This window comes from Streptomyces sp. R11 (genome assembly GCF_041051905.1).
Lineage (GTDB): Bacteria > Actinomycetota > Actinomycetes > Streptomycetales > Streptomycetaceae > Streptomyces.
Window position 1 is genome coordinate 4,473,783 of the sequence record NZ_CP163432.1, and the last position, 24,080, is coordinate 4,497,862.

Consider the following 24,080-nt stretch of genomic DNA (forward strand, 5'->3'; position numbering starts at 1 on the left):
CTGAACGGGCCCGTCGGCCCCTAGGCTGCGTTCCATGGCACCGAACATCGCGACAAACACCCGCGTCTCGCTCGAAGAGCTGCTCGACTTCGTACGGCCCCGTCATCGCGCCATCCTGCTGACCCGGCGGGCCGACGGCAGCGCGCAGGCCTCGCCGCTGACCTGTGGGGTCGACGACTCGGGGCGGGTCGTGGTGTCCACGTATCCCGAGCGGGCCAAGACGCGCAATGCCAAGCGGGACGAGCGGGTCAGCCTGCTCGTGCTGAGTGACGACTGGAACGGGCCGTGGGTGCAGATCGACGGTTCCGCCGAGGTCATCGACTCGCCGGAGTCCGTGGAGCCGCTCGTCGAGTACTACCGCAACATCGCCGGGGAGCATCCGGACTGGGACGAGTACCGGGCGGCGATGCTGAAGCAGGGGAAGTCGATCATTCGGGTGACGCCGGAGAAGTGGGGGCCGGTGGCGACCGGTGGGTTTCCTGCGCGGCTTGTTGAGGGCGCCCAGTAGCGCGGGGGATTCCCCGCGCCCCTATGGGGCGCTTCGCGCCACCATGGCCTCGATACCTGCCACCAGTAGGTCCAGGGCGAAGCCGAAGTCCCTCTCCCACATCTCCTGCACCGTGTCGCCACCCCGGGCCTCCATGAGTTCCGCGGAGTCCTGGACGATGTCGGCGGCCTCGGGAGCCTGGGTGACCGTGCTCATGGCGTGCTGGAAGTAGTCGTCCGGGGTCATGCCGAACGCCGCGCTGCGGGCGATGAAATGGCCCTCGATCGTGCCGAAGCCGTAGACGAACTGGAAGACGGCGGAGATGGCCGCGACCAGGCCGTGGGCCGGGAGGCCGGTCTTGCGGATGATCCGCTGGACCTGGCGGGAGAAGGCGAGGCTGTTCGGGCCGATGTTGACGTACGTGCCGATCAGCGGCGACAGCCACGGGTGCCGGACCAGCAGGCCGCGGTACTCGCGGGCCAGCGCGCGCAGTTGGTCGCGCCAGTCCTCGTCGGCCTCCGGATCGGGGAGGGTCAGTTCACCGAACGCGGCGTCCAGGGCGAGTTCGAGCAGGTCGTCCTTGGTGTCGACGTACCAGTAGACGGACATCGCGGTCACGTTCAGCTCGGCGGCCAGCCGTCGCATGGAGAACTTGGCCAGCCCGTCCGCGTCCAGCAGCCGTATGGTCACCTCGGTGATCCGGTCCCGGTCGAGCCCGGAGGGCTGCCCCCCGCCACGTCCGCCACGACGTTCCTTGCCCTCCAGCCAGACGCTGGTCCGCGCGGACTGCCCGGCTGCCCTCACCATGGCGCACCTTCCTAGACATTCGAATCGCCGGTCCTGGGAGCGCCCCTACAGGGGGCACGGGGGACTGCGCGACCAGCCACAACGGCCCCGCAGTCGCCCACCAACGGTATGTGTCCCGACCTCTCAGGCGAACTCTGCCCGCTCAGCACGCCGAAGCAACGCCCACGCGACCAACCCCCCGAGCAACACGGCCAACGCCCCCACCAACAGACTGCTCTCCAGCCCGGAGGAGAACGCGTCCGTGATCTCCGCCTTCTCCTCGGCCGACCCCGCGGCCGCCAACGCCGCCGGCAGGGACGTCGCGGCCACCGGAATCAGCGCCGCGAAGCGCGAGTTGAGCAGCGCACCCAGCACGGCGACGCCCAACCCGGTGCCGAACTCCGCCACCGTCCCGTTGATCCCCCCGCCGACGCCCGCCTTCTCCGGCGGGATGGCGCTCATGATGGCGTGTGACATCGCCGGACTGGCGACGGCGGCGCCGGTGCCGATGAGCACCAGCCCCAGCAGCGTGCCGGCGTAACCGCCGGAGGCCATCGTGGCGATGGAGGCGAGGCCCGCCGCCATGACCGCCATGCCCAGCCCGATGGCCAGCGGGTTCCCCAGTCGGCCGGCCCACTTCGACGCCACGCCGGTGAAGTTCAGCGCCACGATCATCATGGCGAGCGGGGCGGTCCGCAGCCCGGCCTCCAGGGGCTCGTAGCCGAGCACGAACTGCATGTGCTGGGTGAGCAGGAAGAGCGACCCGCCCATGCCGAAGGTGATCAGCACACCGCCCGAGACCGCCCCCGTGAACTGCCTGTTCCGGAAGAAGTGCATGTCGATCATGGGGTACGGGATCCGGCTCTCCCAGTAGGCGAAGGCGGCCAGCACGACGACGGCCACGGCCGCTGTCAGCAGGACGCGGCCCGACGCCCAGCCGTGTTCGGGCCCGGTGATGATCGCGTACACCAGGGCGACCATGCCGATCGTGGAGAGCACCGCGCCCACCAGGTCGGGGCGGTCGCCCTGCGGGTTCTTCGACTCCGGGACGAGCACCACGACCGCCACCAGGGCGAGCACCGCGACCGGAATGTTGATCAGGAAGATCGCGCCCCACCAGAAGTGGTCCAGCATGAAGCCGCCGAGCAGCGGACCGGCCGCGAAGCCCAGCGAGTTCACCGCGGCCCAGATGCCGATCGCCTTCGGCTGTTCCTCCGGCGTGAAGATCTGTATGGCCACGGCCAGGACGGTGGTCATCAGCAGCGCGCCGCCGACGCCCATGCCGGCCCGCGCCGCGATCAACTGGCCCGTGGAGTCGGCGAGGCCGGCCACGAGCGAGCCCGCACCGAACAGGGCCAGGCCCGCGGCCAGCAACTTCTTGCGGCCGTAGCGGTCGGCGGCGCTGCCCGCCGTGAGCAGCAGGCCCGACTGCACGAGCGAGTAGGCGTTGATCATCCACTGGATGTCGGAGGTGGCCGCGCCCAGTTCGCGGGTGAGCGAGGGGATGGCCACGTTCAGGACCGTGTTGTCGAGCACCACGGTGAGCACCGCGACGCACAGGACGCCGAGGATCAGCCAGCGCTGCGGGTGGCCGCCCGGCGCCGCGGGCTGTGGCTGGGCCGGGGCCTGTTCCTGGGGGGACGTCGTCATGCTGTACACCGTAGAACAGATCCCATACACCGTACAACGCGAATTTCCGCCGCACCGGAAAGCCGGAAGGGCGTACGGCCTCGGCGGCCGTACGCCCTTCCTCTTCGAGACCGTCAGCTGCTGGTCTGCTGCGTCAGGTCGTAGAACGTCGACGACCCGGCCGTCACCTGCTTGAAGTTGGCCTCGACCCACTCGGTGATCTGCGAGGACGTGCCGCTGCTGCGGCCGCCCATGCCGCCGCCGGAGCCGCTGGAGATGAAGTAGTGGATCTTGCCTTCCGTCACGTACTTCTTGAACTCCGCCAGCGTCGGGGACGGGTCGGTGCCGTTGAAACCGCCGATCGCCATCACCGGATCGCCGGTGGAGAGCTGGTAGCTCGCGGCGTTCTGGGCGCCGATGGCCGCGGCCGCCCAGGTGTAGTCACCGGCGTTCTCCTCCAGCAGTTCCTTGGCCTCGTCGCTGACGCTGGCGCCGTTGAGCAGACCGCCCGCGCCGCCACCGCCCATGCCGCCGCCGTCACCGGTCCGGCCGCCGGGTCCACCCTGCTGCTGGTTCTGGCCCTGCCCGCCCTGGGTGTTGCCGTTGCCGTTCTGCTGCCCCTGGCCCGGCATACCGCCGCCGGGGAAGCCGTTGCCGTTCTGCTGGTTCTGGTTCTGGCCGCCCTGCTGGTTGTTCTGGCCCTGGCCCTGCTGGTTCTGGCCGGGCATGCCGCCCCCGCCGGGGCCGCCGCCCATGCCACCGCCACCGCCGGGGCCACCGCCACGGCCGCCCGCGACAGCGGGTCCGGCGGTGACGATCGAGCCGGTGTGCCCCTCGTTCACCGTGGTGAGGGTGTACGCGGTCGGGCCGGCCAGCGCGGCGACGAGGCCCAGGCCGGCGACGCCCATGGTCAGTCGACGGCCCAGCCTGCCGGCGAGGACCAGGCCCAGCGCGGCGGCCAGACCGCCGACCAGGGTCAGCCACTTCAGCCAGGGCAGGTAGTCGGAGGAGCGGATGAGCAAGACGTAGCCCCAGACCGCGGTGGCCGTCATCGCGCCGGCCAGGGTCAGCGACGCCCACACCTTGTCGCGCTTCTCCCAGAGCAGCGCCGCGCCCATGCCGATCAGCGGGGCGATGTAGGGCGCGAGAGCCACCGTGTAGTACTCGTGGAAGATGCCCTGCATGTAGCTGAAGACCAGCATGGTCGTGATCAGCGCGCCGCCCCAGACGAGGAACGAACCGCGCGTCACGGACGTACGGCGCGCCTTGCGCGCGGCCGCCAGGCCCGCGATCAGCAGGATCAGCGCGGCCGGGATCAGCCAGGAGATCTGGCCGCCGATGCTGGAGCTGAACAGCCGGTCCCAGCCGGTCTCGCCCCAGTTGCCGCCGCCGTTGCCGCCGCCGCCTCCGCCGCCGACGCTACCGGTCTCCTCGCCGTTGAGCCGGCCGAGGCCGTTGTAGCCGAAGGTCAGTTCAAGGAAGGAGTTGTTCTGCGAGCCGCCGATGTACGGGCGGGAGGAGGCGGGCCACAGCTCGACGATCGCCACCCACCAGCCGCCGGAGACGACGATCGCGACCAGGCCCGCGGTGAGCTGACCGATCCGCTTCTTCACCGACACCGGCGCGCAGACCGCGTACACGATCGCGAGCGGCGGCAGGATCAGGAAGGCCTGCAGGGTCTTGGCGAGGAACGCGAAGCCGATCGCGACACCCGCCCACACCAGCCACATGGTACGGCCGTCCTCCAGGCCCCGGATGACGAAGTAGCAGGCCACGGCCATCAGCAGGGCAAGCATCGCGTCCGGGTTGTTGAACCGGAACATCAGCGCCGCGACGGGGGTGAGTGCGAGCACCGCGCCCGAGACCAGGCCGGCCGCGGGGCTGAACCGGCGCCGTACGGCCGCGTAGACGACGGCCACCGTGCCGACGCCCATGAGGACCTCGGGGAGCAGGATCGCCCATGAGCGGAGGCCGAAGAGGCGCACCGAGAGGGCCATCGGCCACAGGGACGCCGGGGGCTTGTCGACGGTGATGGCGTTGGCCGCGTCCAGCGAGCCGAAGAAGAAGGCCTTCCAGGACTGGCTGCCCGCCTGGACGGCCGCCGAGTAGAAGGAGTTGGCGTAGCCGGAGGCACTCAGGTTGAAGAGGTAGAGGGCGAGGGTGGCGAGGAGCAGGCCGAGGAAGGCCGGGCGGGCCCAGCGCGGGTCCTCGGGGCGGCCGCGCCACAGGCGCCGTACGAAGGGCTGCTCGGGTTCACCGGCCTCGGGCGCCGGTGCGGCGGACGGGGGTGGCGGGGGAGGGCCCCAGGTGGCGGGGCTCGCGTCTCTGCCGTGGTCGTGGGTCTGCTGGTCGTAGCGAACGGTCATCGCAAGTCCCTGGAGTCGGTGTCGTGCGGGCGCACCGGCTGCAACTGCATGGTGACGTCCCGCCAGTTGCCGTCCGCGGCTTCACCGGCGCGGAACTGGGTGGTGTCGAACGGGTGGTGGGGAGCGCCCTGGGTCACCGGGCGCTGCGGGAGCGGGCCGTGGTGGCCGGGCTGCACCATGGAGCCGGCGCCCACCGTGGAGTAGGTCGGGGAGGAAGGGTGGAGGGCCGGGGGGTGCGAGGCGCCCACCGTCGCGTCGGCGTCCCGTCGGTCCGGGAACACCCACGCCCTGAAGAGCAGGAAGCGCAGCACCGTCGCCGCGAGGTTGGCGGCGATCAGGACGGCGAGTTCGGTGGAGTGGCCCGGGTCGCTGCTCGCCGCGTTCAAGGCCGCCAGCGAACCGCTGGTCAGGGCGAGGCCGATACCGAAGACGACCAGGCCCTGCGCCTGGTGCCGGACGGCACCGCCCCGGCCGCGCACCCCGAAGGTGAGGCGCCGGTTGGCCGCCGTGTTGGCGATCGCGGAGACCAGCAGGGCGAGCGCGTTGGCGATCTGCGAGCCGGTGAAGACGCGGAAGCCGCTGTAGAGGAGGAGGTAGAACAGGGTGGACAGGCCTCCGACGACACAGAAGCCGACGAGCTGGCGGGCCAGGCCCTTGGGTACGTCCTTGATCTCGCGGTCGCGCGGGTCGTCGCCGAAGGGGCGGGTGAGCCGGTCCAGCGACAGCGAGCCGGTCGCCAGGGCCGTGCCCACCCGCCACACGCCCTTGAGGTCGTCGGTCGCCGTCTTCACGATGTGCACCGTCGAGTTGGGGTCGTCGACCCAGTCGACCGGCACCTCGTGGATCCGCAGGCCCGCGCGCTCGGCCAGCACCAGCATCTCGGTGTCGAAGAACCAGCCGGTGTCCTCGATCAGCGGCAGCAGCGCCTGGGCGACATCACGGCGTATCGCCTTGAAGCCGCACTGCGCGTCCGAGAAACGGGCCTGGAGCGAGCCGCGCAGGATGAGGTTGTACGCGCGGCTGATGAACTCCCGCTTGGCGCCGCGCACCACGCGCGAGCTCCGGCTGAGCCGCGAGCCGATCGCCAGGTCCGAGTGGCCGGAGATCAGCGGCGCCACCAGCGGCAGCAGGGCGTTGAGGTCGGTGGACAGGTCAACGTCCATGTAGGCGAGGATCGGGGCGTCCGAGGCGGACCAGACGGTCCGCAGCGCCCGGCCGCGGCCCTTCTGCTCCAGCCGGAAGGCCCTGACCTCCGGGATCTCCGCATCCAGCCGCCTGGATACCTGGGGGGTGGTGTCCGTCGACGCGTTGTCCGCGATCGTGATGCGGAACGCGTACGGGAAGGTGCGCTTGAGGTGGTCATGCAGTCTCAGCACACACGGCTGGAGGTCCTTCTCCTCGTTGTAGACGGGGATCACTACGTCCAGGACAGGCGTACCGGCGTCGCCGGCCGGGAGGTGCTCCCGCGCCGGCAGGGTGCCGGGAGAAGAGTCGGTTCGCATGACACCGACTTTTGTCAGGCGCCCTGTTGCGCCCATGTGGTGGCACTGTGCTGTGCCTGTGAGTGCTGTTGCCAGCTCATTTCGGGGCTGGGCGGCGTCGGGAGAGCGGGCAGATGCACCGTGAAGACGGTGCGCCCGGGCACGCTGTCGACGGTCACGGCACCGCCGTGCGCGGTCGCCACGGCCTGCACGATCGCGAGGCCGAGGCCCGTCGAACCGGTGGCACGGGAGCGCGCCGAGTCGCCGCGCGCGAACCTCTCGAAGACATGCGGGAGCAGATCGGACGGGATCCCCTGCCCGTTGTCCTCGACGTCCAGGCACAGCCACGGGCCGCGTCGCTGCACACGGGCGGTGACGGTCGTACCCGGTGGGGTGTGGTTGCGGGCGTTGCCGAGCAGGTTGACGAGGACCTGTTGCAGACGGGCCGCGTCCGCCGAGACGAGCGCGGGTTCGTCGGGCAGGTCGAGGCGCCAGTTGTGGTCCATGCCGGCCGCGCGGGCGTCGCTGATGGTGTCCACGACGAGCGGGATGAGGTCGGTCTGCTCGAACTGCAGGGGCCGCCCGGCATCCAGCCGGGCGAGCAGGAGGAGATCCTCGACGAGGAGGGTCATGCGCCCGGCCTCGGACTCGATACGGCCGAGCGCGTGCCGGGTGTCGGGGCCGACCTCTTCCCTGCCGCGTCTGGTCAGCTCGGCGTACCCGCGGATGGAGGCGAGCGGCGTCCTCAGCTCATGGCTGGCGTCGGCCACGAACTGCCGCACCCGCATCTCGCTCTGCTGGCGGGAGTGCAGGGCGCCGTGGACGTGGTCCAGCATGCGGTTGAGCGCGGCGCCGACCTGGCCGACCTCGGTGTGCGGGTCGGTCTCGGTCGCGGGGACGCGTTCGCTGAGGTTGACCTCGCCGGTGTGGAGGGGGAGTTCGGAGACGCGGGTGGCGGTGGTGGCGACCCGGCGGAGGGGGCGGGTGGCCACGCCGACGATGACGGTGCCGGCGATACCGGCGGCGACGAGGGCTGCGGCGGTGACGCTGGCTTCGATGAGGGTGAGGGTGTTGAGGGTGTTGTCGACGTCGGCGGTCGGAATGGCGACGTAGTAGGTGCCGTTGGGGCCGGTGGCGTACTGGACGCGGTATTCGCCGTAGCCGGGAATGTCGACGGTGTGCTTCTTGGTGTCCTGCGCAACGGAGCCGACCGCCTTCGTCGCGGCCTCACTGAGCGACTCGGGCTTCATCTCGGGGACGCCGTTGTCGTCCGTGGTCTTCTTGCCGATCCGGGCTTCGGTGACTGAGCCGTTCTGGACCTTCGCCGCGATGGTGCCGCTCGGCTGCGGCCCCTTGGCGACGAAGTCCTCGAGGACGACCGCCTTGGGCTTCCTGCCCTGGTCGGGCGCCTCGTTGTCCTTGGGCGGGTCCGGAGGCCTGAACGCCCCGGACGCCCGAGCCGCGACCTCGTTGAGCTGACCGTCCAGCTGTTCGTACAGATGCGAGCGCAGAGCGAGCGTTGTCACGGTGCCGATCACCGCACACACCACGGCGATCAGCACCACCGACGCGACGACGAGCCGCGTCCGCAGGGTGCGCGGCTGACCCGCCCGTCTCTTCTGCGTACGCGGTCGTCGTCGCCCGCTCATGACACCGCGGGCTTGATCAGATAGCCGGCCCCACGCCGGGTGTGGATCATCGGCTCCCGACCGGCGTCGATCTTCCGGCGCAGGTAGGAGATGTACAGCTCGACGACATTGGCCTGCCCGCCGAAGTCGTACGACCAGACCCGGTCGAGTATCTGCGCCTTGCTGAGCACCCGCCGCGGGTTGCGCATGAGGAAGCGCAGCAGCTCGAACTCGGTGGCGGTGAGGTGGATGTTCTCCCCGGCCCGCGACACCTCGTGGCTGTCCTCGTCGAGGGTGAGGTCCCCGACGACCAGCATGGAGTCGGAGCGCCGGTCGGCGGCGCCGGAACGCCGGATGAGCCCGCGCAGCCGGGCCACGACCTCCTCCAGGCTGAACGGCTTGGTGACGTAGTCGTCCCCACCGGCGGTGAGCCCGGCGATACGGTCTTCCACGGCGTCCTTGGCCGTCAGGAACAGCACGGGTACGTCCGGCAGTTCCCGCCGCAGCCGCCCGAGGACGGTCAGCCCGTCCATGTCCGGCAGCATCATGTCCAGGACGACGGCGTCGGGCCGGAAGTCACGCGCGGTCTGGATGGCACCCGTGCCATCCCCCGCACTCCGGATCTGCCAGCCCTCGTAACGCAGGGCCATGGACAGGAGTTCGGTGATCGACATCTCGTCGTCCACCACAAGCACTCGGACGGGGCTCCCGTCCGGCCTCAGCAGTTCGGTGCGCCCCTGGGGCGAGGTCGTGGTCATGGTGGACACCTAATCGGCGTCCTCTAAGAACACGCTTTCTGGATCCTGTGATTTTCCTAAGAAACGCACAGGAGGCTCTCAGGCAGCCCCTGGGAACTCCTTGGGGACCTACTCACCAGCCCTCCCAGTAAGGGATTTCATGGGCGTTTCGTGATCCGTGACTGGTACGAGACACACCCCCTCCCAGCGGGGGCCGCCGTCAGAACAACCCGTCCTGCACGCTCGCCTCCCGATCCCTGAACTCCCGGACCGGCATGGTCAGTTCGACGCCCTCCCCACCTCCGCCCGCCGGCACCAGTTCCCAGCCCGTCATCAACCGCGTGTCGACCACCATCACCGCGCCGCCCGTCTCCACATGCAGATCCGGCCCCGCAGCCGCCGCCAACCGCCCGCTCACCACCCCACCCGCGACCAGCTCGGTCACCTGTCCGACGGCGGCCGGCAGATCCGCCAGCCCGAACACCCCGGCGTGGTCGACCGGTTGGCAGGGCTCGCGGGTGAGTGACTCCGGCCAGGCGGGAAGGGCCACGGCCCGGGCGTGCAGTGCCTCCACCTCGGCCGCTCGCTCCGCCGCCGACCCCGGCAGCGCGGACCGCACCGCCCGCTTGTCGGCGTACGGGATCCGGTCCGGCACCCGCAGGGCCGCCCGCAGCAGTTCCTCCGTGCGGCGTGCCGCCATCAGTGGGCCCACGCCCAGCCAGCTGAAGCAGACCGCCCCCTGTTCCAGCAGCCGGGCCGAGCCTCGCTCAAGGGCGGTGATGCCGACCTTGGTCATCCCGGGGCCGAACCAGGCCAGATATACGCGGTACGGGCGTGGGTCGTCCGCGATCGTGTCGGCGGCCACCGAGTGCGCCCGGTCCAGCCGCGCGCACTCCTCGCACCGCGCCCCCGTACTCCGCCCCGGCACGACCGCCCGCACCGGACACGCATGCCCCCGCGCTCCCACGCATGTCCGCACTCCCCCTTCCGCGACCCCGAAGGCCACCCTTTTCCCCCAGGTCAGCGCTGAGCGCCGACCACCGTCCCACGCCAGCTCAGGGCCGTCCGCCGACCAACGCAGCCCCTTGCATCTCCATGCCTGTGCCATCGCTCCTCGAGAGTAGAGGCAGGCACTGACAACGCCCGTTCAGCGGCCCATCGGCCCATCGACCTCGGTGCGCTTCAGCGTGCTTCAGCGACAGCGGGCTCCTGCTCGCCCGTGACAGTGACGACCTCGGACGCCGTCGCGGCCGTACGCCCTTCCACTGCCCGTCCCCGTCCCGCCAGCCGGCATCCCCAGCAGTCCGCATGCCCGGCCCGGGCGCTCAGGTCGCGCGCCCCCATCCGCCACTGCCCGCGCGGCCGTACGCCCGGAGGCTTGCCCCAGCCGGAGAGGTGCAGGGCCCAGGTGACGAGGACGCTCGCCGCCGTGATGCCGAGCCCGCCCGTGATCAGCACGGCCGAGACCGTGCATATCCCCGCCCCCACTACGGCGGAACCGATCGTCGCGATCGCGGTTCCGGTCCATCCTGCGACCGTATGCCCCTCGTCATACTGGCTCATGTGCCTGCTCCCTCCTCGTAGGCAGCGAATCCCTCACGATCTAAGAAGTTTAGCAACTCAATCTCTCACGAGCTAAGGCAATCAGAAAAGATGCAAGCCAAGCCGCGTCCCGCCGCCACCCCGGCCCAGGCGCTGGAGGCGATGGACTCCCTCATCGCGGCCCACCTGCTCGGCCAGCAGGAGATGGCCCAGCGGCTGGGCCTGAACATCACCGACCTGCTCTGTTTCGGCTGTGTCCTGAAGGCCGGCGAGAACCTCCTCACGGCGGGCGACCTCGCGGAGCACGCCCACGTGACGACGGGCGCGATGACCGGCATCCTCAACCGCCTGGAACGCGCCGGCTTCGTCACCCGCCGCCCCGACCCGACCGACCGCCGCCGTGTCCGCGTGGCCGCCGTGCCGTCCGCGGTCACCCGCGTCGAGGCCCTCTACGGCCCCTACTACGCCCGCCTGACCGACCTCTTCGCCGACTACTCCGCCGACGAGATCGCCGTACTCACGGACTGGTTCACCCGGACAACGGGCCTCGCACAGGCCTACATCGACGAGCTCCGCGACCAGGACAAGGCCTGACACCGGCCTTGCCAGGGGCCCGGCTCAGTCCCAGCGCGCCACCTCCAAGTACCCGGTGACACGTTCCAGCGGCCACACCTCGCCGATCTTGTGCCGGATGTCGAAGAGGTTCGCCGCGTGGACGTCCGGGTCACGGTCGCCGACCGCCTCCTCGACGACAACCGGGACGAACCCATGCTGCATGGCGTCGAGCGCGGTGGCACGTACGCAGCCGCTGGTCGTCAGCCCGCCGATGAGGAGCGTGTCGACTCGGTTCGCGGTGAGGTACGCCGCCAGTGCCGTACCGAAGAAGGCGCTCGGGTAGTGCTTGGTCAGTGGTCACCGTCAACTCGTCAGCCGTCGGGGCGAGTCCGTCGATGAAGTCGCCGTGCCGAACGGGCGCCTGTGTCACCTCCGGCTGGTCCCGGGCCCCGACGGCCGCACGATCTACCTCACCGACACCACCGAGAAGCGCCGGCTGGAGGAGGAGCGCCCGTCCGCCGAGCGGGCGGCGACCGAACGGGCCGTGCGGATCGCGGAGTTGACGGCCGCGCTGGCCAAGGCGACGACCTCGAAGGACGTGGTGGACGCGGTCGCCCGCCGGGTGCTGCCACCGTTCGAGGCGACCGGTCTGGTGGTGCAGGCCGTGGAGGGCGACCGGCTGCACACCGTCGGCTCCGTCGGCTACCCGGAGGACGTCCTCGCCGTCCTCGACGGCCGCGAACGTACGCAACCCATCCCGCTGTGGGACGCGATACTGGCCGGCCGCGCCGCTGTTCATGTCCTCCCCGCGGGAGTTCGCCGCCGGCTACCCCGAGCTGGCCGATCTGCCCGCCCACGCCGGCAAGCAGGCCTGGGCGCTCCTCCCGCTGACGGCCTCGGGCCACACCTTCGGCATCTGCGCGGTCACCTTCGACCACCCGCGCCGCCTCACCGACGAGGAGCGCACCCTGCTCACCGCGACCAGCGCCCTGGTCGCCCAAGCCCTGGAACGGGCCCGCCTCTTCGACGCCGAGCACACCCGGTCCCGCGAGCTCCAGCGCAGCCTGCTCCCCGGGCTCTGCCCGCCGTCCCCGCCTGCACGGCCGCGGCCCGCTACCTTCCGGCCGGCCCGGGCACGGACGTGGGTGGCGACTGGTACGACATCATCCCGCTCTCGGGCTGCCAGGTCGCCCTGGTCGTGGGCGACGTCATGGGCCGCAGTCTGCCCGAGGCGGCGACGACGGGCCGGCTGCGCACCGCCGTCCACACCCTGGCCGACCTCGAACTGCCTCCCGACGAGATCATGAGCCACGTCAACGACATCGTCGGCGGGATGGGCGAGGAGTCGTACGTGACGTGTCCGTACGCGCTGTACGACTCCACGACGAGGATCTGCTCCATAGCCGGGGAGGCCTTCAACGGCACCGTGGCCCTGACTGCCCTCCTGCTCTCGGCAGTGATCATCGAACGGAACCAGGCCCTCCAGGACGCCTGCGACGACCTGACGGAAGCCCTGACCCAACTCGCCGCGGACCGCCCCCTCAGCAAGCAACCGCCCCGGACCGACTCGATCCACAGCGCCGGCTCGAACCCTCAACGTGCTCTCGGAGGCGACCGCCAACGGGGGGCAAGGCGACGCGCCATGGCTCCTGCACGGACGAACGGCAGGGGATGACAGGGGATGGCACGTGTGCCTCGGGTCGGCCCGTGCGTGTCGCATGTGACGTTTGAGCATGCAGGTGCGCTGGGAATTGCGGACAGCCTGTGTGACGGCTGTGCCTGAGCCACGGGAAGGTCCCGTACACGATCAAGTCGGTCGGCGGGTTCCCTCTTTTCCCTCTGTGAAGGAGACGCATGCGCAATCGCGCTGCCTTTGCCCTGTTCACTGCCGTCGCCGCGCTGGCCGGCTTCGCAGCCCCCGGTGCCTACGGGGACGAGACCCGGACCGACGTCCAGATCAGCAACGTCTCCTTCGACGGTGGTGGCAAGAACACCGTCGTCGGCCTGTACGCCAAGACGATCACGGTTTCTGGAACCTTCACCCATCCGTCGGGTATCCAGGACGCGGACTTCGTCCTGTGGCGCGGACCGGACGGTGCGAACCCCTACGAGACCTACGACGACCGCATCGCGTCGGACCAGTACTACTCCCATGCGGACTGTGTCGCCTCCAGTGCCACCACCTCCACCTGCTCGCAGACGATCTCCCTCGAACCGGACTGGAAGTACGGCGGCACCGCGCTCACCAACGCCCACGCCGGCACCTGGAAGGTCAGCGTGCAGGGGGTGGCCAATGACGACAGCTGGACCCACTCGGCGAGCTACACCACGACCAGGCTGCAGCGGCACTCCAAACTCACCGTGAACGCGGCCCCGGAACCGATTGCCAAGGGCAAGACCCTCACCGTCACCGGCAGACTCACCCGGGCCGACTGGGACAATCTCGATTACCGGGGTTACACCAACCAGCCGGTCAAGCTCCAGTTCCGCAAGGCCGGTACCACGGCCTACACCACCGTCAAGACGGTGTACACCTCCAGCACCGGCAACCTGACGACCACGGTCCCCGCGGCCGAAGACGGCTACTGGCGCTGGAACTTCGCAGGCACCACCACCACCCCGGCCGTCAACGCGACCGGCGACTTCGTGGACGTGCAGTAGCCGCGAGAACGCTCGGCTGGGAAACCCCAGCCGAGCCCGTGACGCGAAGTGGAAGGGACTCAGTCAGAGGTGATGGTGACGGCGACCGAGCCATGGGCATAGGCATGCCGGGCGTCGCCGTAGTACTGGACCGTGTACTGCACGTCGCCCTTGGCCTTCGGCTGGTCGAGGTAGCGGAACGTGCCGTCCGCGGCGACGGTCGCGGAGCCGATCAGCGTGCCCTCACCCGCCATGGGGTCGTCGAGCCGCCAGATGTCGACGATGGTCCCTGCGCCGAAGCCCACGGGCGCCACGAGCTTCCCGGTGAGGGTGAGCTGGTGGTTCCGGGGTGACGAGGCGGGTGCTTGCACGGTGACGGTGGTGGCGACCTGCGGGTGGTTCAGGACCTGCAACGTCAGGGACGAAGAGCCGCTGGTCTCGGTGACTGCGAAGATCCGGCTGCCGTCCGGAGCCCAGGCCAGACCGCCGGGCACGAGGGTGGTGTCGGCGCACTCGGAGGGCGCAGGGAAATCCCAGGCGGTGTGGGCCGTGGAGTCGCCGCGCGCGAACAGTTGCACGTCTGACCAGGAGGGCCCGTAGACGCCCGCCGCTGTCGTGCCGTCGGGGGCGATGGCCACCGCGGTGGGGGACCAGCTGGTGGTGTGGATGCCGTCGTCCGCCAGGTCGGCTGTGCGCAACACCTGGTGGTAATGGGCCGCGGCGCAGGCGAGGACGACCTGCCGGCCGTCCGGCGTCGGGGCGACGTCCTGCAGACTCTCGCATCCGTCCGGCCCCGGATCGACGCGCTGTGCCCGGGTGTCGGTCTGACCGGTACTGGCGTCGTACACCGCCACGGCGGCTGCGTTGCCGTCGGACTCGGCTGCCACGAGAGTGTTCGGATCCTGCGGCGTGGCGGCCAGGCGGGGCGAGCCGCGGAACGTGTCCAGGCCCTGGTCCCGGGTGACGACCGGCTGCGCGCCGCTCAGGTCCAGGGAGCCGAGGGCGCCCCTCCAGGTGTCGAGGCCGTAGCCGAACCAGATCCTGCCTCCGGCCAGCGCGAGGGAGGTCGGACCGGCATAGGCACCCGCGCCGGTGCCGGTGTCGTACCCAGCGCGGCACACAGCCGGGAGGCCGCCAAGCGCCGAGGGACAATCGCGATTCGCCCGTGGGCGGCTGCTGTGGCGAACTCCGGAACCCGGCGTTGACCGACGTAGCTGGATCCCGGCGCCCGCACGGGCAGTACGATCCCGGTTCATGGTCGTGGACACGGGGCGGGACGGAATACAGGACACGGTCGAGCTGGCCTACCGGCCGACGCGCACCGACCTCCTCGCGGGCGTCCGGGTGCGTGAGCGCCGTCGGCGCCTCCACCTGGCCAGGTGGGGCTTCACGGGCCTGTTCGGGGTCGGCGCCGTGCTGGCGGTGGCCCCACCGGCCCCCTCCGTGCAGTCGTTCGTCACCGCCGTCTTCTGCGCCGCCCTGATCTGGTCGATCCCCCACCTTCAGGCCCACCACGCGTTGCGCACAGTCTCCTGGCAGGGCGAGTACCGCACATCCGTGAGCGAGACAGGGATCACGGCCGAGACCGAACACGTGACGCTCGTACAGCGCTGGTCGGTCTTCCGCGGCTACCGCGAGTCCCCCGACCACGTGGTGCTGCTCAGCCGAGACCCGAACATCCTGCTCGTGGAAGTGCTGCCCAAGCGAGGCCTGCACTCTCCGCAGGACGCGGAGCGACTACGGACCCTCGTGAGCCGCCACCTGCCCCGCGTCTGAACAGAGTTCAGCGACGACCGCACCAACGCTCCCTGAACCGGGGCCCAGGAATGCCGAAGGCCCCGGAGTGATCCGGGGCCTTCGATTCATGTGCACTCGGCAGGATTCGAACCTGCAACCTTCTGATCCGTAGTCAGATGCTCTATCCGTTAAGCTACGAGTGCTTGTTGTTCTGTTTTCCCGCCGCTCCCGGCCCTTCCGGCCCGCTCGCGGCGACAGGAAGAACATTACATGACTGCCGCCGCCATGTGAAATCCGTTTGCCGCACCCCTTGTGACCTGCGGAAACGGCCTGATGGGGGCGAATCTCGGCGATGCCGCGAAACACCGAAGCCCCGGTCCTGGGACCGGGGCTTCGTGATCTAGCGCGGAGGCGGAGGGATTTGAACCCTCGATGGGCTTTAAGGCCCAAACCGCATTAGCAGTGCGGCGCCATAGACCGGACTAGGCGACGCCTCCAGCACAGCCGCCCGCGCGAGCGCGAGTGGTGCGTGCAGATGATGACACAGTCGAGCGTGCTGTCACCAATCGACCTCCACGGTACTAGGCGGGTAGGCCACAGGGCAAAGCTCTTCCCGGCGTGCTTCCCGGCGTGCTTCGCGGAGCGCCGGGCCGGCAGGGGCGGGGCCGCAACGTACGCGGGGGCGCGGCGTTAGTCAGGTCATGTTGCAGGTCAACCGTTCCGCCCCGGCCCGGCGCCTCCGCCGGCTGCTCTTCGTCGCCGCCGGCTCCCTCGTCGCCGTCGGCTCCGCCTCCGTCGTGCCCGCCGCCGCGCACGTCCAGGCCGCGCCGCTCCCCCTCGCGTCCCCGTCCCTGAAGGACCCCGGCCGCTCCGGCGACCACCTGACCGTCACCGTCCGCAACGCCGGCGGCGGCGCCGACGGGATCCATGAGCTCTCCTGCCACCCGGTCGGCGGCGACCACCCCGACGCCGCCGGAGCCTGTGCCGCACTCGATCGCGGCAGCAGGTGGGGCAAGGACACCTTCGCCCCGGCGGCGCGGGGCGGCTTCTGCACCATGCAGTACGGCGGGCCGGCCACCGCGCATGTCACCGGGACCTGGGCCGGGCGTCCCGTCGACGCGCGGTACGACCGCAGCAACGGGTGCGAGATCGACCGCTGGGACCGGCTCGTGCCGCTCCTTCCCGACCTGCGGCAGCAGGGACGGCCGTAGCCGCACGACGGCACCACGCCGCCGTACGTCAGGGAAGCAGGGGGTCCGGTACGCCGTCGCACAGGCGTTCCATGGGGCAAGCATCGGCTCCGTAAAGGTCCCGCGAAAGTCTCGCGAAGTCCGAAGGGCGCTGGCAGGACGTCGGCACAGGCGGTCATACGTTCTGGGTCACTTCGTCGTGCGACCTCCCTCTCATCCGGCGTCGCGAGCGCAACCCCAGCCTTTAGACTCCCTCGCGTGACACGTCGCGGGCCGGTTGGCAAGATGGCCCGAGCGGTCGGCAAGGTGCGGTAACAGGGAGGAAGCGTCTCGTGAGCAGCAGGCCATCCCGAGGCGCTGCTCGCCTCGCAGCCATACTCGACGCGCTTCCCGATGCGTTGGTGCTGGTCAACGCCAATGGGACCGTCGTCAACGCCAACACCATCGCCTTGGAGGCCTTCGAGGCGCCGGGGACGGCTCTGGTGGGGCGAGGGCTGCTCGATCTGCTGCCGCAGTTCGACTCCAAGCTGATCCCGGGGTCCATGCGGCGGCCCGACCACATGGACCCGCAGGGCCGGACCAAGCCGACCCGGATGATGGCCCGGCGGACCGACGGCAGCGAGTTCCCGGTCGAGGTCACGTCCGCGAATCTCGAGAACGGGCAACAGGCCTACGACGGATACGGCTACGGCGGTGACGAGCTGCTCATGCTCGTCGTACGCGATCTGACCGGCACCGTCGACACCGAGGCCGAACTGGCACGTTCGCAGCGGCAGACCGAGATGATCCTGCGGGCCGCCTCGGAAGGCGTCGTGGGCACCGACACCGACGGACGGATCGTTCTCGTCAACCCGGCCGCCGCTCAGATACTGGGTTACCGGGCCAGCGACCTCGGTGGACGCGAGCTGCACACGCTCGTCCTGCACTCCCGTGCCGACGGGTCGCCCTTCCCGTACGAGGAGTCCGCGCTCGCCGACACCCTGCGCTCGGGCCGCAAGCACCGGGTGCGTGGGCAGGTGCTGTGGTCCAAGGGCGGGGACGAGGTGTCCGTCGACCTGACGACCGCGCCCGTGCGCGACGGCGACCAGCTCGTCGGTGCCGTGATGACCTTCACCGACCGTCGCCCCTACGACGCCCTCGCCGAGGAGAAGACCACCGCCGAGGAGCGGCATGCCGAGGAGCTGGAGCGGCTCGCCGAGGAGCACGCCTCCGAGCTGACCGCCCTGCGGCAGAAGCATGTGAGCGAGATCGAGGAGCTCCGGGAGCTGCACGCCGAGGAGCTCGCCGCGGGCGAGGAGCGGTATGCCGCGCTCGGGGAGCGGGAGAAGGACCGGTACGAGGCGCTGGCGGCGCGGCACGAGCAGTTGCTGACGCTGCTCGCGGGCTCGCTCAGGGGCCCCCTCGACGAACTCCGCCGTGAACTGGCCGCGCTCGCCGCCGACGACGCCGGGCAGCTGTGGCCCGAGGCCAACCAGGTGCTCCATCACCTGTCGGCCGGCTACTCCCGGATCACGACGCTCATCGACAACGTCCTCGGCTACCAGCAGCTCGACTCGGGGACCGACCAGGTCTCCCGTACGAAGGTGATGCTCGACGCCGTCGTCGCCGCGGGTGTCGACGGCGCCGTGGAGCTCATCGGGCCGGGGCGGGTGCAGTTCGCCGTGCACGCGCCGCCCATCGAGGCCGAGGTCGACCCGCAGCGCCTCGCCACCGCGCTCGCGCATCTCGTCGCCGATGTCGCGGGGGTCGACGCGACCGGCAACTCGCCCGTGTCTGCGGGCGGTTACATGGACAACACCGTCGTCGTCGCCGCGGCACAGCGCGGTGAGGTCGTACGGATCGAGGTGCGCGGGCCGTATGCCGGGGGAGACCCGGTGCACGAGCCGATCGTGCGCGGGATCGTGCGGGCCCATGGCGGGGTGCTGCAGACGCACGAGGTGCCGGGGATGAGCGGCAGTGCGTACGTCCTCGAAGTGCCCATCGGGGGTGGGGCGGGAGCCGTTGCGGCCGCCCCCGTGGACGGCGTCGCGCCTGAGGCCGCCGACGGGACCGAGGGCGCGGCTGCGGCTGCCGGTGCCGAACAGGGTGGCGGTGGCGGGCGGCGGCGGGCCCGGCGGTCCTCCGTGGACGCCTTCCTGGAGAGCGACACGCCCGGGGCCGACGCCGATTCCGCCGACGCGGAGGGCTCTGCGCCCACCGGGCGGCGGCGCAGGCGTGCGGCAGCTGCCGCTCCGGAGCTGACCCAGGGTGCGGCGGACGTCGGCGGCGAGGCCTCCGGCGGTACCGGTCGGCGGCGCGGACGGCCTGCCGAGGACGGCGGGGACGGCGTCTCCGAGGGGGCCGTCGTGACGGCCGCCGAGCATGCGGCCGGGGCCGCGGCCACCGGGAACGGCCTGGGCGGGACCGTGCCTCCGCAGGGGGTGCCCGCGCCCGGCGGACGACGCGCCCGGCGGGGCGGCGGTGAGCAGCACGCTCTGCCGCCCGCCCTGCCTGCGGCCGGTGCCTCCGCTTCGGCTTCCGGGTCCGGTACGGCCGGCTCGGGCGATACTTCTCAGCCGTCCGGACGACGTCGACGTGCCCTGGCCACGGCCGCCGAGCGGGGTGCCGCGCAGGCGCAGGAGGCTGGACCCCGTCCGGTGTTCGCGCTGCCGCCCGCCGCCGCGGACCGGACTGCTGCCGGCAGGGGGGAGGGGCAGGGCGGCGGTGAGCCGGCTGTGGCTCCCTCTCCGGCTGCGGCTGTGACGCCGGGTGCGGCGGGGGCGCCGGGTGCGGCGGGGGCGCCGGTTGCGCCTGGGGCTCCGGCCCCGGCTCCCGTGCAGGCGCAGGCTCAGGTTCCGGGGCAGGTACCGGCGCCCACGCAGATGCCGGCTGCCGGGCAGGGCGCTCCTGGGGACGTTCTCGTCGACGAGGGCCGGCACGATGCCGTGCCGCACGATCAGGCCTCGGACCACACCCCGCCGCAGCCGCATCCGACCAGCGCGCCGACCGGGCGTCGCCGACGGGCGGTGGGCCAGCCGGTTGCGGACCAGCCCGCCCAGGCCACCGCGCCGAACCCCGCTGCCCCGAGCCTGCCCCTCCCCGCCGAGGCGGCCCCCGGTCAGGCAGCCCCCGAGCAGGGCACCCCGGCTCAAGGCACCCCGGCCCCGCAGCCGTGGCCCGCCGCCGATGACACCCCGGACGCCGGGACGGCCGTACCGGCGAACGTCGCTGCCGGCCCGCCCGTACCCCCGCAGGCCGCGCCCGGCGCCCCCGTACCGCCGACGCCGAACGGCCCCCAGGCCGGGCGGCCCCAGCCCGCGCCGGGCACCCCGGCAACGGGCACCCCGCTGCCTCCGGAAGACGCGGCTGTGGCCGGTCAGCCGGAGCGGGCGGCCCAGCCGCTGCCCGCCGAAGCCGCCGCTCCGGGTGCCCCGGCCGCCCTTGTCGACCCGAACTCGACGCAGGGCCGGGCGATCAGTGTGCGGACCTTGGGGCAGGGCGTGCCGTTCACACGGCAGGCTGCGCAGGTGCAGCAGCCGGCGCCGCCCGCGCCGGCAACGGCCACGCCTCCCCCGCATCAGACCAACGGCGGACGGCGCCGCAAGCTGGGTACGCCGCCCGACCCCGCCGCGCGGCCCGGCGCCTCGCCGGAGCAGGCGGCGCGGCCGCATCCGCCGACCGAGCAGCCGGTGCCCGCACAGCCGCAGCAGTCGCTCGGCGGGCAACCCCAGTCCCAGCCGCAGCGGCTGGCGCCGACGGCCGAGGCGGCCGGACGGTCGTACGCCATAGGCGCGCCGGACGAGAACGCCGCCGAGGGGCCCGAGCCGCTGGACGGCCCGGGCGGGGCCGTCGAGGTCGCCGACACTCCGCGGCCGCAGCCGATGGACGACGAACTTCCGCCGGAGCCGCTCGACAACCCGCGGCGGTTGCTGGTGTGGCCCGCGCCGGATGTGACGACCCAGCAGGCGCTGAGCGACCGCGGCTACCGGCCGGTCATCGTGCACTCGCGCGAGGAGGTCGACGCGCAGATCGCGGCGTTCCCCGCCGCGCTGTTCGTCGACCCGCTGACCGGGCCGATCACGCGGACCGCGCTGCAGTCGCTGCGGCAGGCCGCGGTCGCCGCGTCGGTGCCGGTGATGGTGACCGCGGGGCTCGGACAGGCCTCGCGCGAGGCCGCGTACGGCGCCGACCCCGCCGTACTGCTCAAGGCGCTGGCGCCGCGGGACAGTGAGCAGCACCCGCCGCGAGTGCTGCTGATCGAGGAGCACGCGGAGATCGCGCTGGCGCTGACCGCGACGTTGGAGCGGCGCGGGATGCAGGTGGCGCGGGCCGCGAGTGATGCCGACGCGGTGGCGCTGGCTGGTGATTTCCGGCCGAACCTGGTCGTGATGGATCTGTTGCAGGTGCATCGGCGCCGGGCCGGGATCGTGGACTGGCTGCGCGCGAACGGGCAGCTCAACCGCACTCCGCTCGTCGTCTACACCGCCGCCGTCGACCAGGCCGACCTGCCACGACTGGCCTCGGGCGAGACGGTGCTGTTCCTCGCCGAACGGTCCACGAGCGGTGAGGTGCAGAGCCGGATCGTGGATCTGCTGGCACGGATCGGCACCAACTGAGGAACGTTGCTGAAGCGCCCCGAAAAGGGGCGCGGGACTGTGTGGATGTGCGGCCACCACCGCGTGGGGGCGAGCAACCACGGATCACCCGCAGCTGCCCGCCCCACGACGGTTCCCCGCAACGACGCCCCGTCAGAGCTGGGTGACGTCCAGACCACCCTCGGCGTACTGCCTGCGCAGCACCTTCTTGTCGAACTTGCCGACGCTCGTCTTCGGCACCGCCTCGATGACCGTCCACCGCTCCGGCAGCTGCCACTTCGCGATCTTGCCCTCTTCGGCGAGGAAGGCGCGCAGGGTCTCGAAGTCGGCGCAGGCGCCGTCCTTGAGGACCACCGTGGCCAGCGGACGCTCGCCCCACTTCTCGTCGGGAACGGCGACCACGGCCGCCTCGGCGACGTCCGGGTGGGACATCAGCGCGTTCTCCAGGTCGACCGAGGAGATCCACTCGCCGCCGGACTTGATGACGTCCTTGGCGCGGTCGGTGAGGGTGAGGAATCCGTCGGCGGAGATGGTGCCGACGTCGCCGGTCTTCAGCCAGCCGTCCTCGCTGAACTTGTCGGCGGGGCGCAGCGGTTCGGCGTCGGGGCCGTTGTAGTAGGCGCCCGCGATCCAGGGGCCGCGTACCTCCAGCTCGCCCGCCGACTCGCCGTCCCACGGGATGCGCTCGCCGCCGGGGCCGGTGAGCCGGGCCTCCACGCTCGTCGGGAAACGGCCCTGCGTCAGCCGGTACGCGAACTCCTCCGCCGTCCCCACCGCGTGCGCCGGCGGCCGGGCGACCGTGCCGAGCGGGGAGGTCTCCGTCATGCCCCAGGCGTGGCAGACCCGCATGCCCAGGTTGTCGAACGCCTCCATGAGCGAGGGCGGACAGGCCGAGCCGCCGATGGTGACCTGGCCGAGGGTGGAGACGTCCCGGGGGTTCGCGGTGAGCTCGGCGAGCAGGCCCTGCCAGATGGTGGGTACGGCGGCCGCATGGGTCGGCTTCTCGCGCTCGATCATCTCGGCGAGGGGCGCGGGCTGGAGGAAGCGGTCCGGCATCAGCATGTTGACGCCGGTCATGAAGGTGGCGTGCGGCAGTCCCCAGGCGTTGACGTGGAACTGGGGCACCACCACGAGCGAGGTGTCCTGGTCCGTCAGGCCCATCGACTGGGTCATGTTGACCTGCATGGAGTGCAGGTAGATCGAACGGTGCGAGTAGACGACGCCCTTCGGGTCGCCCGTGGTGCCGGAGGTGTAGCACATGGCGGCGGCCTGCCGCTCGTCCAGCTCCGGCCAGTCGTACGTCGTCGGCTTGCCGGCGATCAGTTCCTCGTACTCGTGCACCTGCACGTCGGCGGCCGCGAGGCCCGAACGGTCACCCGGCCCCGACACCACCACGTGCTCCACCGTCTTGAGGTGCGGCAGCAGCGGCACCAGCAGGGGGAGGAGCGAACCATTGGCGATGACGACCCGGTCGGCCGCGTGGTTGACGATCCAGGCCAGCTGCTCGGCCGGGAGGCGCAGGTTGAGGGTGTGCAGGATCGCGCCCATGGAGGGGATCGCGAAGTAGGCCTCGACGTGCTCGGCGTTGTTCCACATCAGCGTCGCGACGCGTTCGTCGCCGACCACGCCCAGGTCCTCGCGCAGGGCGTGCGCAAGCTGGGCCGTGCGGCCACCGATCTCGGCGAAGGAACGGCGGTGCGGCTCGGCCTCACCGGTCCAGGTGGTGACCTGTGATGTTCCGTGGATCGTCGACCCGTGGGTCAGGATCCTCGAGATCAGCAGCGGTACGTCCTGCATGGTGCTCAGCACGGCGTCCTCCCGGGGCGACATTGCCTACGCGGTAGTAAGGGTTGCGGAGATTCTGCGCGCATACCGCGCGGTATGTCACTAGTACCGGCTGATCGATCACGTCACGTTGCGTTCACGGGGCTGTGACGGTAGGCGGGACGGGGCGGCGGGGTGGCTGTGAGGTGGGGTGGAGCAGGCGAGGCGCGGCGCGCGGCGGTGGCCGTGCGTCGGCGCCGGTGTCGGCCGCGATTCGGCGTCGGTCCTACCGGACCAGCACCAGCTCGGGGTCCTCGCGCAGCTTCCCGAGGGCTCTCGACACCGCCGACTTGACCGTGCCCACGGAGACGCCGAGCACCTCGGCCGTCTGGACCTCGCTGAGGTCCTCGTAATACCGCAGGACGACCATCGCCCGCTGCCGCGCCGGGAGCCGCATGATCGCGCGCCACATGGCGTCGTGCAGCGCCTGCTGCTCCGCCGGGTCGTCGCCGCCGGGAGTGGGCTCCGGCTCGGGCAGCTCGTCGCAGGCGAACTCGTCGACCTTGCGCTTGCGCCACTGCGACGTCCGCGTGTTCAGCAGCGCCCTGCGCACATAGCCGTCGAGCGCGCGATGGTCCTCGATGCGCTCCCAGGCCACGTACGTCTTGGTGAGCGCGGTCTGCAGCAGGTCCTCCGCGTCGCACGGGTTCGCGGTCAGCGACCGGGCGGTACGCAGCAGCACCGGCTGGCGGGCCCGCACGTACGACGTGAAGGAGGGATACGTCGCGTTCGGAAAGGACCGCGTCGCGGCGTCGGAAGCGCTGGTGCAGACGGGTGTGGTCATGGCTCCACGCTATGAGCGACCCCTACTTCAGCGGATCGGCCGCAGGTGCCGAAGCAACGTCCGCCTCAGGTTGTAGGGGTGGGGCTGACTCCACCTCCTGAAGGTGGACGAGCGACGGAC

19 protein-coding genes, 2 tRNA genes and 1 pseudogene are annotated in these 24,080 nt (G+C 71.3%); 8 read left to right on the forward strand and 14 right to left on the reverse strand.

Annotation, left to right across the window (positions count from 1 at the left end):
- Positions 1 to 34 precede the first annotated feature (34 nt).
- Positions 35 to 508: a PPOX class F420-dependent oxidoreductase gene (locus tag AB5J55_RS20445; protein ID WP_369272064.1), complete on the forward strand. Its 474-nt coding sequence runs from the start codon at positions 35 to 37 to the stop codon at positions 506 to 508.
- 21 nt (positions 509 to 529) lie between these two features.
- On the opposite strand, the gene AB5J55_RS20450 is transcribed toward AB5J55_RS20445, so the two are convergent.
- The 8 genes from AB5J55_RS20450 to AB5J55_RS20485 form a co-directional block, all read right to left on the reverse strand.
- Positions 530 to 1,294: a TetR/AcrR family transcriptional regulator gene (locus tag AB5J55_RS20450; protein ID WP_369272065.1), complete on the reverse strand. Its 765-nt coding sequence runs from the start codon at positions 1,292 to 1,294 to the stop codon at positions 530 to 532.
- A 123-nt stretch (positions 1,295 to 1,417) separates the two neighbouring features.
- Positions 1,418 to 2,923 (reverse strand): MFS transporter, encoded by a 1,506-nt coding sequence (locus tag AB5J55_RS20455; RefSeq protein ID WP_369272066.1) that lies wholly within the window; start codon positions 2,921 to 2,923, stop codon positions 1,418 to 1,420.
- Positions 2,924 to 3,036: 113 nt separating this feature from the next.
- Positions 3,037 to 5,268, reverse strand: a complete 2,232-nt coding sequence (locus AB5J55_RS20460; protein WP_369272067.1) for an ArnT family glycosyltransferase — start codon at positions 5,266 to 5,268, stop codon at positions 3,037 to 3,039.
- Positions 5,265 to 6,770, reverse strand: coding sequence for a glycosyltransferase (locus AB5J55_RS20465; RefSeq protein WP_369272068.1), 1,506 nt, complete (start codon positions 6,768 to 6,770; stop codon positions 5,265 to 5,267). Before AB5J55_RS20465 ends, AB5J55_RS20460 begins: the two co-directional genes overlap by 4 nt.
- A 14-nt stretch (positions 6,771 to 6,784) precedes the next feature.
- The gene (locus AB5J55_RS20470; protein ID WP_369272069.1) at positions 6,785 to 8,398 is read right to left on the reverse strand and encodes an ATP-binding protein; all 1,614 of its coding nucleotides are present in this window, start codon (positions 8,396 to 8,398) and stop codon (positions 6,785 to 6,787) included.
- On the reverse strand, positions 8,395 to 9,135 hold the full coding sequence (locus AB5J55_RS20475; protein WP_369272070.1) for a response regulator transcription factor: 741 nt from the start codon (positions 9,133 to 9,135) through the stop codon (positions 8,395 to 8,397). Before AB5J55_RS20475 ends, AB5J55_RS20470 begins: the two co-directional genes overlap by 4 nt.
- A 199-nt stretch (positions 9,136 to 9,334) precedes the next feature.
- A complete protein-coding gene (locus AB5J55_RS20480; RefSeq protein ID WP_369272071.1) occupies positions 9,335 to 10,222 on the reverse strand; it encodes a DUF2797 domain-containing protein in 888 nt (295 codons plus the stop codon).
- Positions 10,223 to 10,296: 74 nt separating this feature from the next.
- Positions 10,297 to 10,677: an HGxxPAAW family protein gene (locus tag AB5J55_RS20485; protein WP_369272072.1), complete on the reverse strand. Its 381-nt coding sequence runs from the start codon at positions 10,675 to 10,677 to the stop codon at positions 10,297 to 10,299.
- Positions 10,678 to 10,767: 90 nt separating this feature from the next.
- Between AB5J55_RS20485 and AB5J55_RS20490 the strand changes: the two genes are divergently transcribed.
- Positions 10,768 to 11,250, forward strand: coding sequence for a MarR family winged helix-turn-helix transcriptional regulator (locus AB5J55_RS20490; RefSeq protein WP_369272073.1), 483 nt, complete (start codon positions 10,768 to 10,770; stop codon positions 11,248 to 11,250).
- Positions 11,251 to 11,274: 24 nt separating this feature from the next.
- Here AB5J55_RS20490 and AB5J55_RS20495 read toward each other — a convergent pair whose 3' ends face one another.
- Positions 11,275 to 11,565, reverse strand: a complete 291-nt coding sequence (locus AB5J55_RS20495; RefSeq protein WP_369276245.1) for an isochorismatase family protein — start codon at positions 11,563 to 11,565, stop codon at positions 11,275 to 11,277.
- A gap of 398 nt (positions 11,566 to 11,963) precedes the next feature.
- Between AB5J55_RS20495 and AB5J55_RS20500 the strand changes: the two are divergent.
- From AB5J55_RS20500 to AB5J55_RS20510, 3 genes and pseudogenes are all read left to right on the forward strand, one after another.
- A pseudogene (locus AB5J55_RS20500) lies at positions 11,964 to 12,518 on the forward strand (GAF domain-containing protein); the annotation flags it as partial.
- The gene (locus AB5J55_RS20505; protein WP_369276246.1) at positions 12,404 to 12,886 is read left to right on the forward strand and encodes a SpoIIE family protein phosphatase; all 483 of its coding nucleotides are present in this window, start codon (positions 12,404 to 12,406) and stop codon (positions 12,884 to 12,886) included. The pseudogene AB5J55_RS20500 and the gene AB5J55_RS20505, both read left to right, overlap by 115 nt.
- 179 nt (positions 12,887 to 13,065) lie before the next feature.
- Positions 13,066 to 13,872 (forward strand): calcium-binding protein, encoded by an 807-nt coding sequence (locus AB5J55_RS20510; protein WP_369272074.1) that lies wholly within the window; start codon positions 13,066 to 13,068, stop codon positions 13,870 to 13,872.
- 59 nt (positions 13,873 to 13,931) lie between these two features.
- On the opposite strand, the gene AB5J55_RS20515 is transcribed toward AB5J55_RS20510, so the two are convergent.
- Positions 13,932 to 14,972, reverse strand: a complete 1,041-nt coding sequence (locus tag AB5J55_RS20515) for a YncE family protein (protein WP_369272075.1) — start codon at positions 14,970 to 14,972, stop codon at positions 13,932 to 13,934.
- A gap of 133 nt (positions 14,973 to 15,105) precedes the next feature.
- On the opposite strand from AB5J55_RS20515, the gene AB5J55_RS20520 reads away from it, so the two are divergent.
- Positions 15,106 to 15,627, forward strand: coding sequence for a YcxB family protein (locus AB5J55_RS20520; protein WP_369272076.1), 522 nt, complete (start codon positions 15,106 to 15,108; stop codon positions 15,625 to 15,627).
- 91 nt (positions 15,628 to 15,718) lie between these two features.
- On the opposite strand, the gene AB5J55_RS20525 is transcribed toward AB5J55_RS20520, so the two are convergent.
- Both AB5J55_RS20525 and AB5J55_RS20530 read right to left on the reverse strand, forming a co-directional pair.
- A tRNA-Arg gene (locus tag AB5J55_RS20525) sits at positions 15,719 to 15,791 on the reverse strand.
- Between the two features lie 203 nt (positions 15,792 to 15,994).
- Positions 15,995 to 16,085: transfer RNA gene (locus tag AB5J55_RS20530), tRNA-Ser, on the reverse strand.
- A gap of 204 nt (positions 16,086 to 16,289) precedes the next feature.
- Here AB5J55_RS20530 and AB5J55_RS20535 point away from each other — a divergent pair.
- Both AB5J55_RS20535 and AB5J55_RS20540 read left to right on the forward strand, forming a co-directional pair.
- Positions 16,290 to 16,799 carry an SSI family serine proteinase inhibitor gene (locus AB5J55_RS20535; protein ID WP_369272077.1) on the forward strand — a complete coding sequence of 170 codons (510 nt, stop codon included), beginning with the start codon at positions 16,290 to 16,292 and terminating at the stop codon, positions 16,797 to 16,799.
- Between the two features lie 311 nt (positions 16,800 to 17,110).
- Positions 17,111 to 21,373 (forward strand): PAS domain-containing protein, encoded by a 4,263-nt coding sequence (locus AB5J55_RS20540; protein WP_369272078.1) that lies wholly within the window; start codon positions 17,111 to 17,113, stop codon positions 21,371 to 21,373.
- Between the two features lie 132 nt (positions 21,374 to 21,505).
- Here the strand turns inward: AB5J55_RS20540 and AB5J55_RS20545 are convergent, their stop codons facing one another.
- Positions 21,506 to 23,182 (reverse strand): long-chain fatty acid--CoA ligase, encoded by a 1,677-nt coding sequence (locus AB5J55_RS20545; protein ID WP_369272079.1) that lies wholly within the window; start codon positions 23,180 to 23,182, stop codon positions 21,506 to 21,508.
- Positions 23,183 to 23,402: 220 nt separating this feature from the next.
- Positions 23,403 to 23,960 carry a SigE family RNA polymerase sigma factor gene (locus AB5J55_RS20550; RefSeq protein ID WP_369272080.1) on the reverse strand — a complete coding sequence of 186 codons (558 nt, stop codon included), beginning with the start codon at positions 23,958 to 23,960 and terminating at the stop codon, positions 23,403 to 23,405.
- Positions 23,961 to 24,080 lie beyond the last annotated feature (120 nt).

What these genes read in the sequence shown, in the direction of transcription:
- AB5J55_RS20445 (WP_369272064.1), top strand. Translation starts at nt 35, where the DNA reads ATGGCACCGAACATCGCGACAAACACCCGCGTCTCGCTCGAAGAGCTG.
- AB5J55_RS20450 (WP_369272065.1), bottom strand. Translation starts at nt 1,294, where the DNA reads ATGGTGAGGGCAGCCGGGCAGTCCGCGCGGACCAGCGTCTGGCTGGAG.
- AB5J55_RS20455 (WP_369272066.1), bottom strand. Translation starts at nt 2,923, where the DNA reads ATGACGACGTCCCCCCAGGAACAGGCCCCGGCCCAGCCACAGCCCGCG.
- AB5J55_RS20460 (WP_369272067.1), bottom strand. Translation starts at nt 5,268, where the DNA reads ATGACCGTTCGCTACGACCAGCAGACCCACGACCACGGCAGAGACGCG.
- AB5J55_RS20465 (WP_369272068.1), bottom strand. Translation starts at nt 6,770, where the DNA reads ATGCGAACCGACTCTTCTCCCGGCACCCTGCCGGCGCGGGAGCACCTC.
- AB5J55_RS20470 (WP_369272069.1), bottom strand. Translation starts at nt 8,398, where the DNA reads ATGAGCGGGCGACGACGACCGCGTACGCAGAAGAGACGGGCGGGTCAG.
- AB5J55_RS20475 (WP_369272070.1), bottom strand. Translation starts at nt 9,135, where the DNA reads ATGACCACGACCTCGCCCCAGGGGCGCACCGAACTGCTGAGGCCGGAC.
- AB5J55_RS20480 (WP_369272071.1), bottom strand. Translation starts at nt 10,222, where the DNA reads ATGGCACAGGCATGGAGATGCAAGGGGCTGCGTTGGTCGGCGGACGGC.
- AB5J55_RS20485 (WP_369272072.1), bottom strand. Translation starts at nt 10,677, where the DNA reads ATGAGCCAGTATGACGAGGGGCATACGGTCGCAGGATGGACCGGAACC.
- AB5J55_RS20490 (WP_369272073.1), top strand. Translation starts at nt 10,768, where the DNA reads ATGCAAGCCAAGCCGCGTCCCGCCGCCACCCCGGCCCAGGCGCTGGAG.
- AB5J55_RS20510 (WP_369272074.1), top strand. Translation starts at nt 13,066, where the DNA reads ATGCGCAATCGCGCTGCCTTTGCCCTGTTCACTGCCGTCGCCGCGCTG.
- AB5J55_RS20520 (WP_369272076.1), top strand. Translation starts at nt 15,106, where the DNA reads ATGGTCGTGGACACGGGGCGGGACGGAATACAGGACACGGTCGAGCTG.
- AB5J55_RS20535 (WP_369272077.1), top strand. Translation starts at nt 16,290, where the DNA reads ATGTTGCAGGTCAACCGTTCCGCCCCGGCCCGGCGCCTCCGCCGGCTG.
- AB5J55_RS20545 (WP_369272079.1), bottom strand. Translation starts at nt 23,182, where the DNA reads ATGTCGCCCCGGGAGGACGCCGTGCTGAGCACCATGCAGGACGTACCG.
- AB5J55_RS20550 (WP_369272080.1), bottom strand. Translation starts at nt 23,960, where the DNA reads ATGACCACACCCGTCTGCACCAGCGCTTCCGACGCCGCGACGCGGTCC.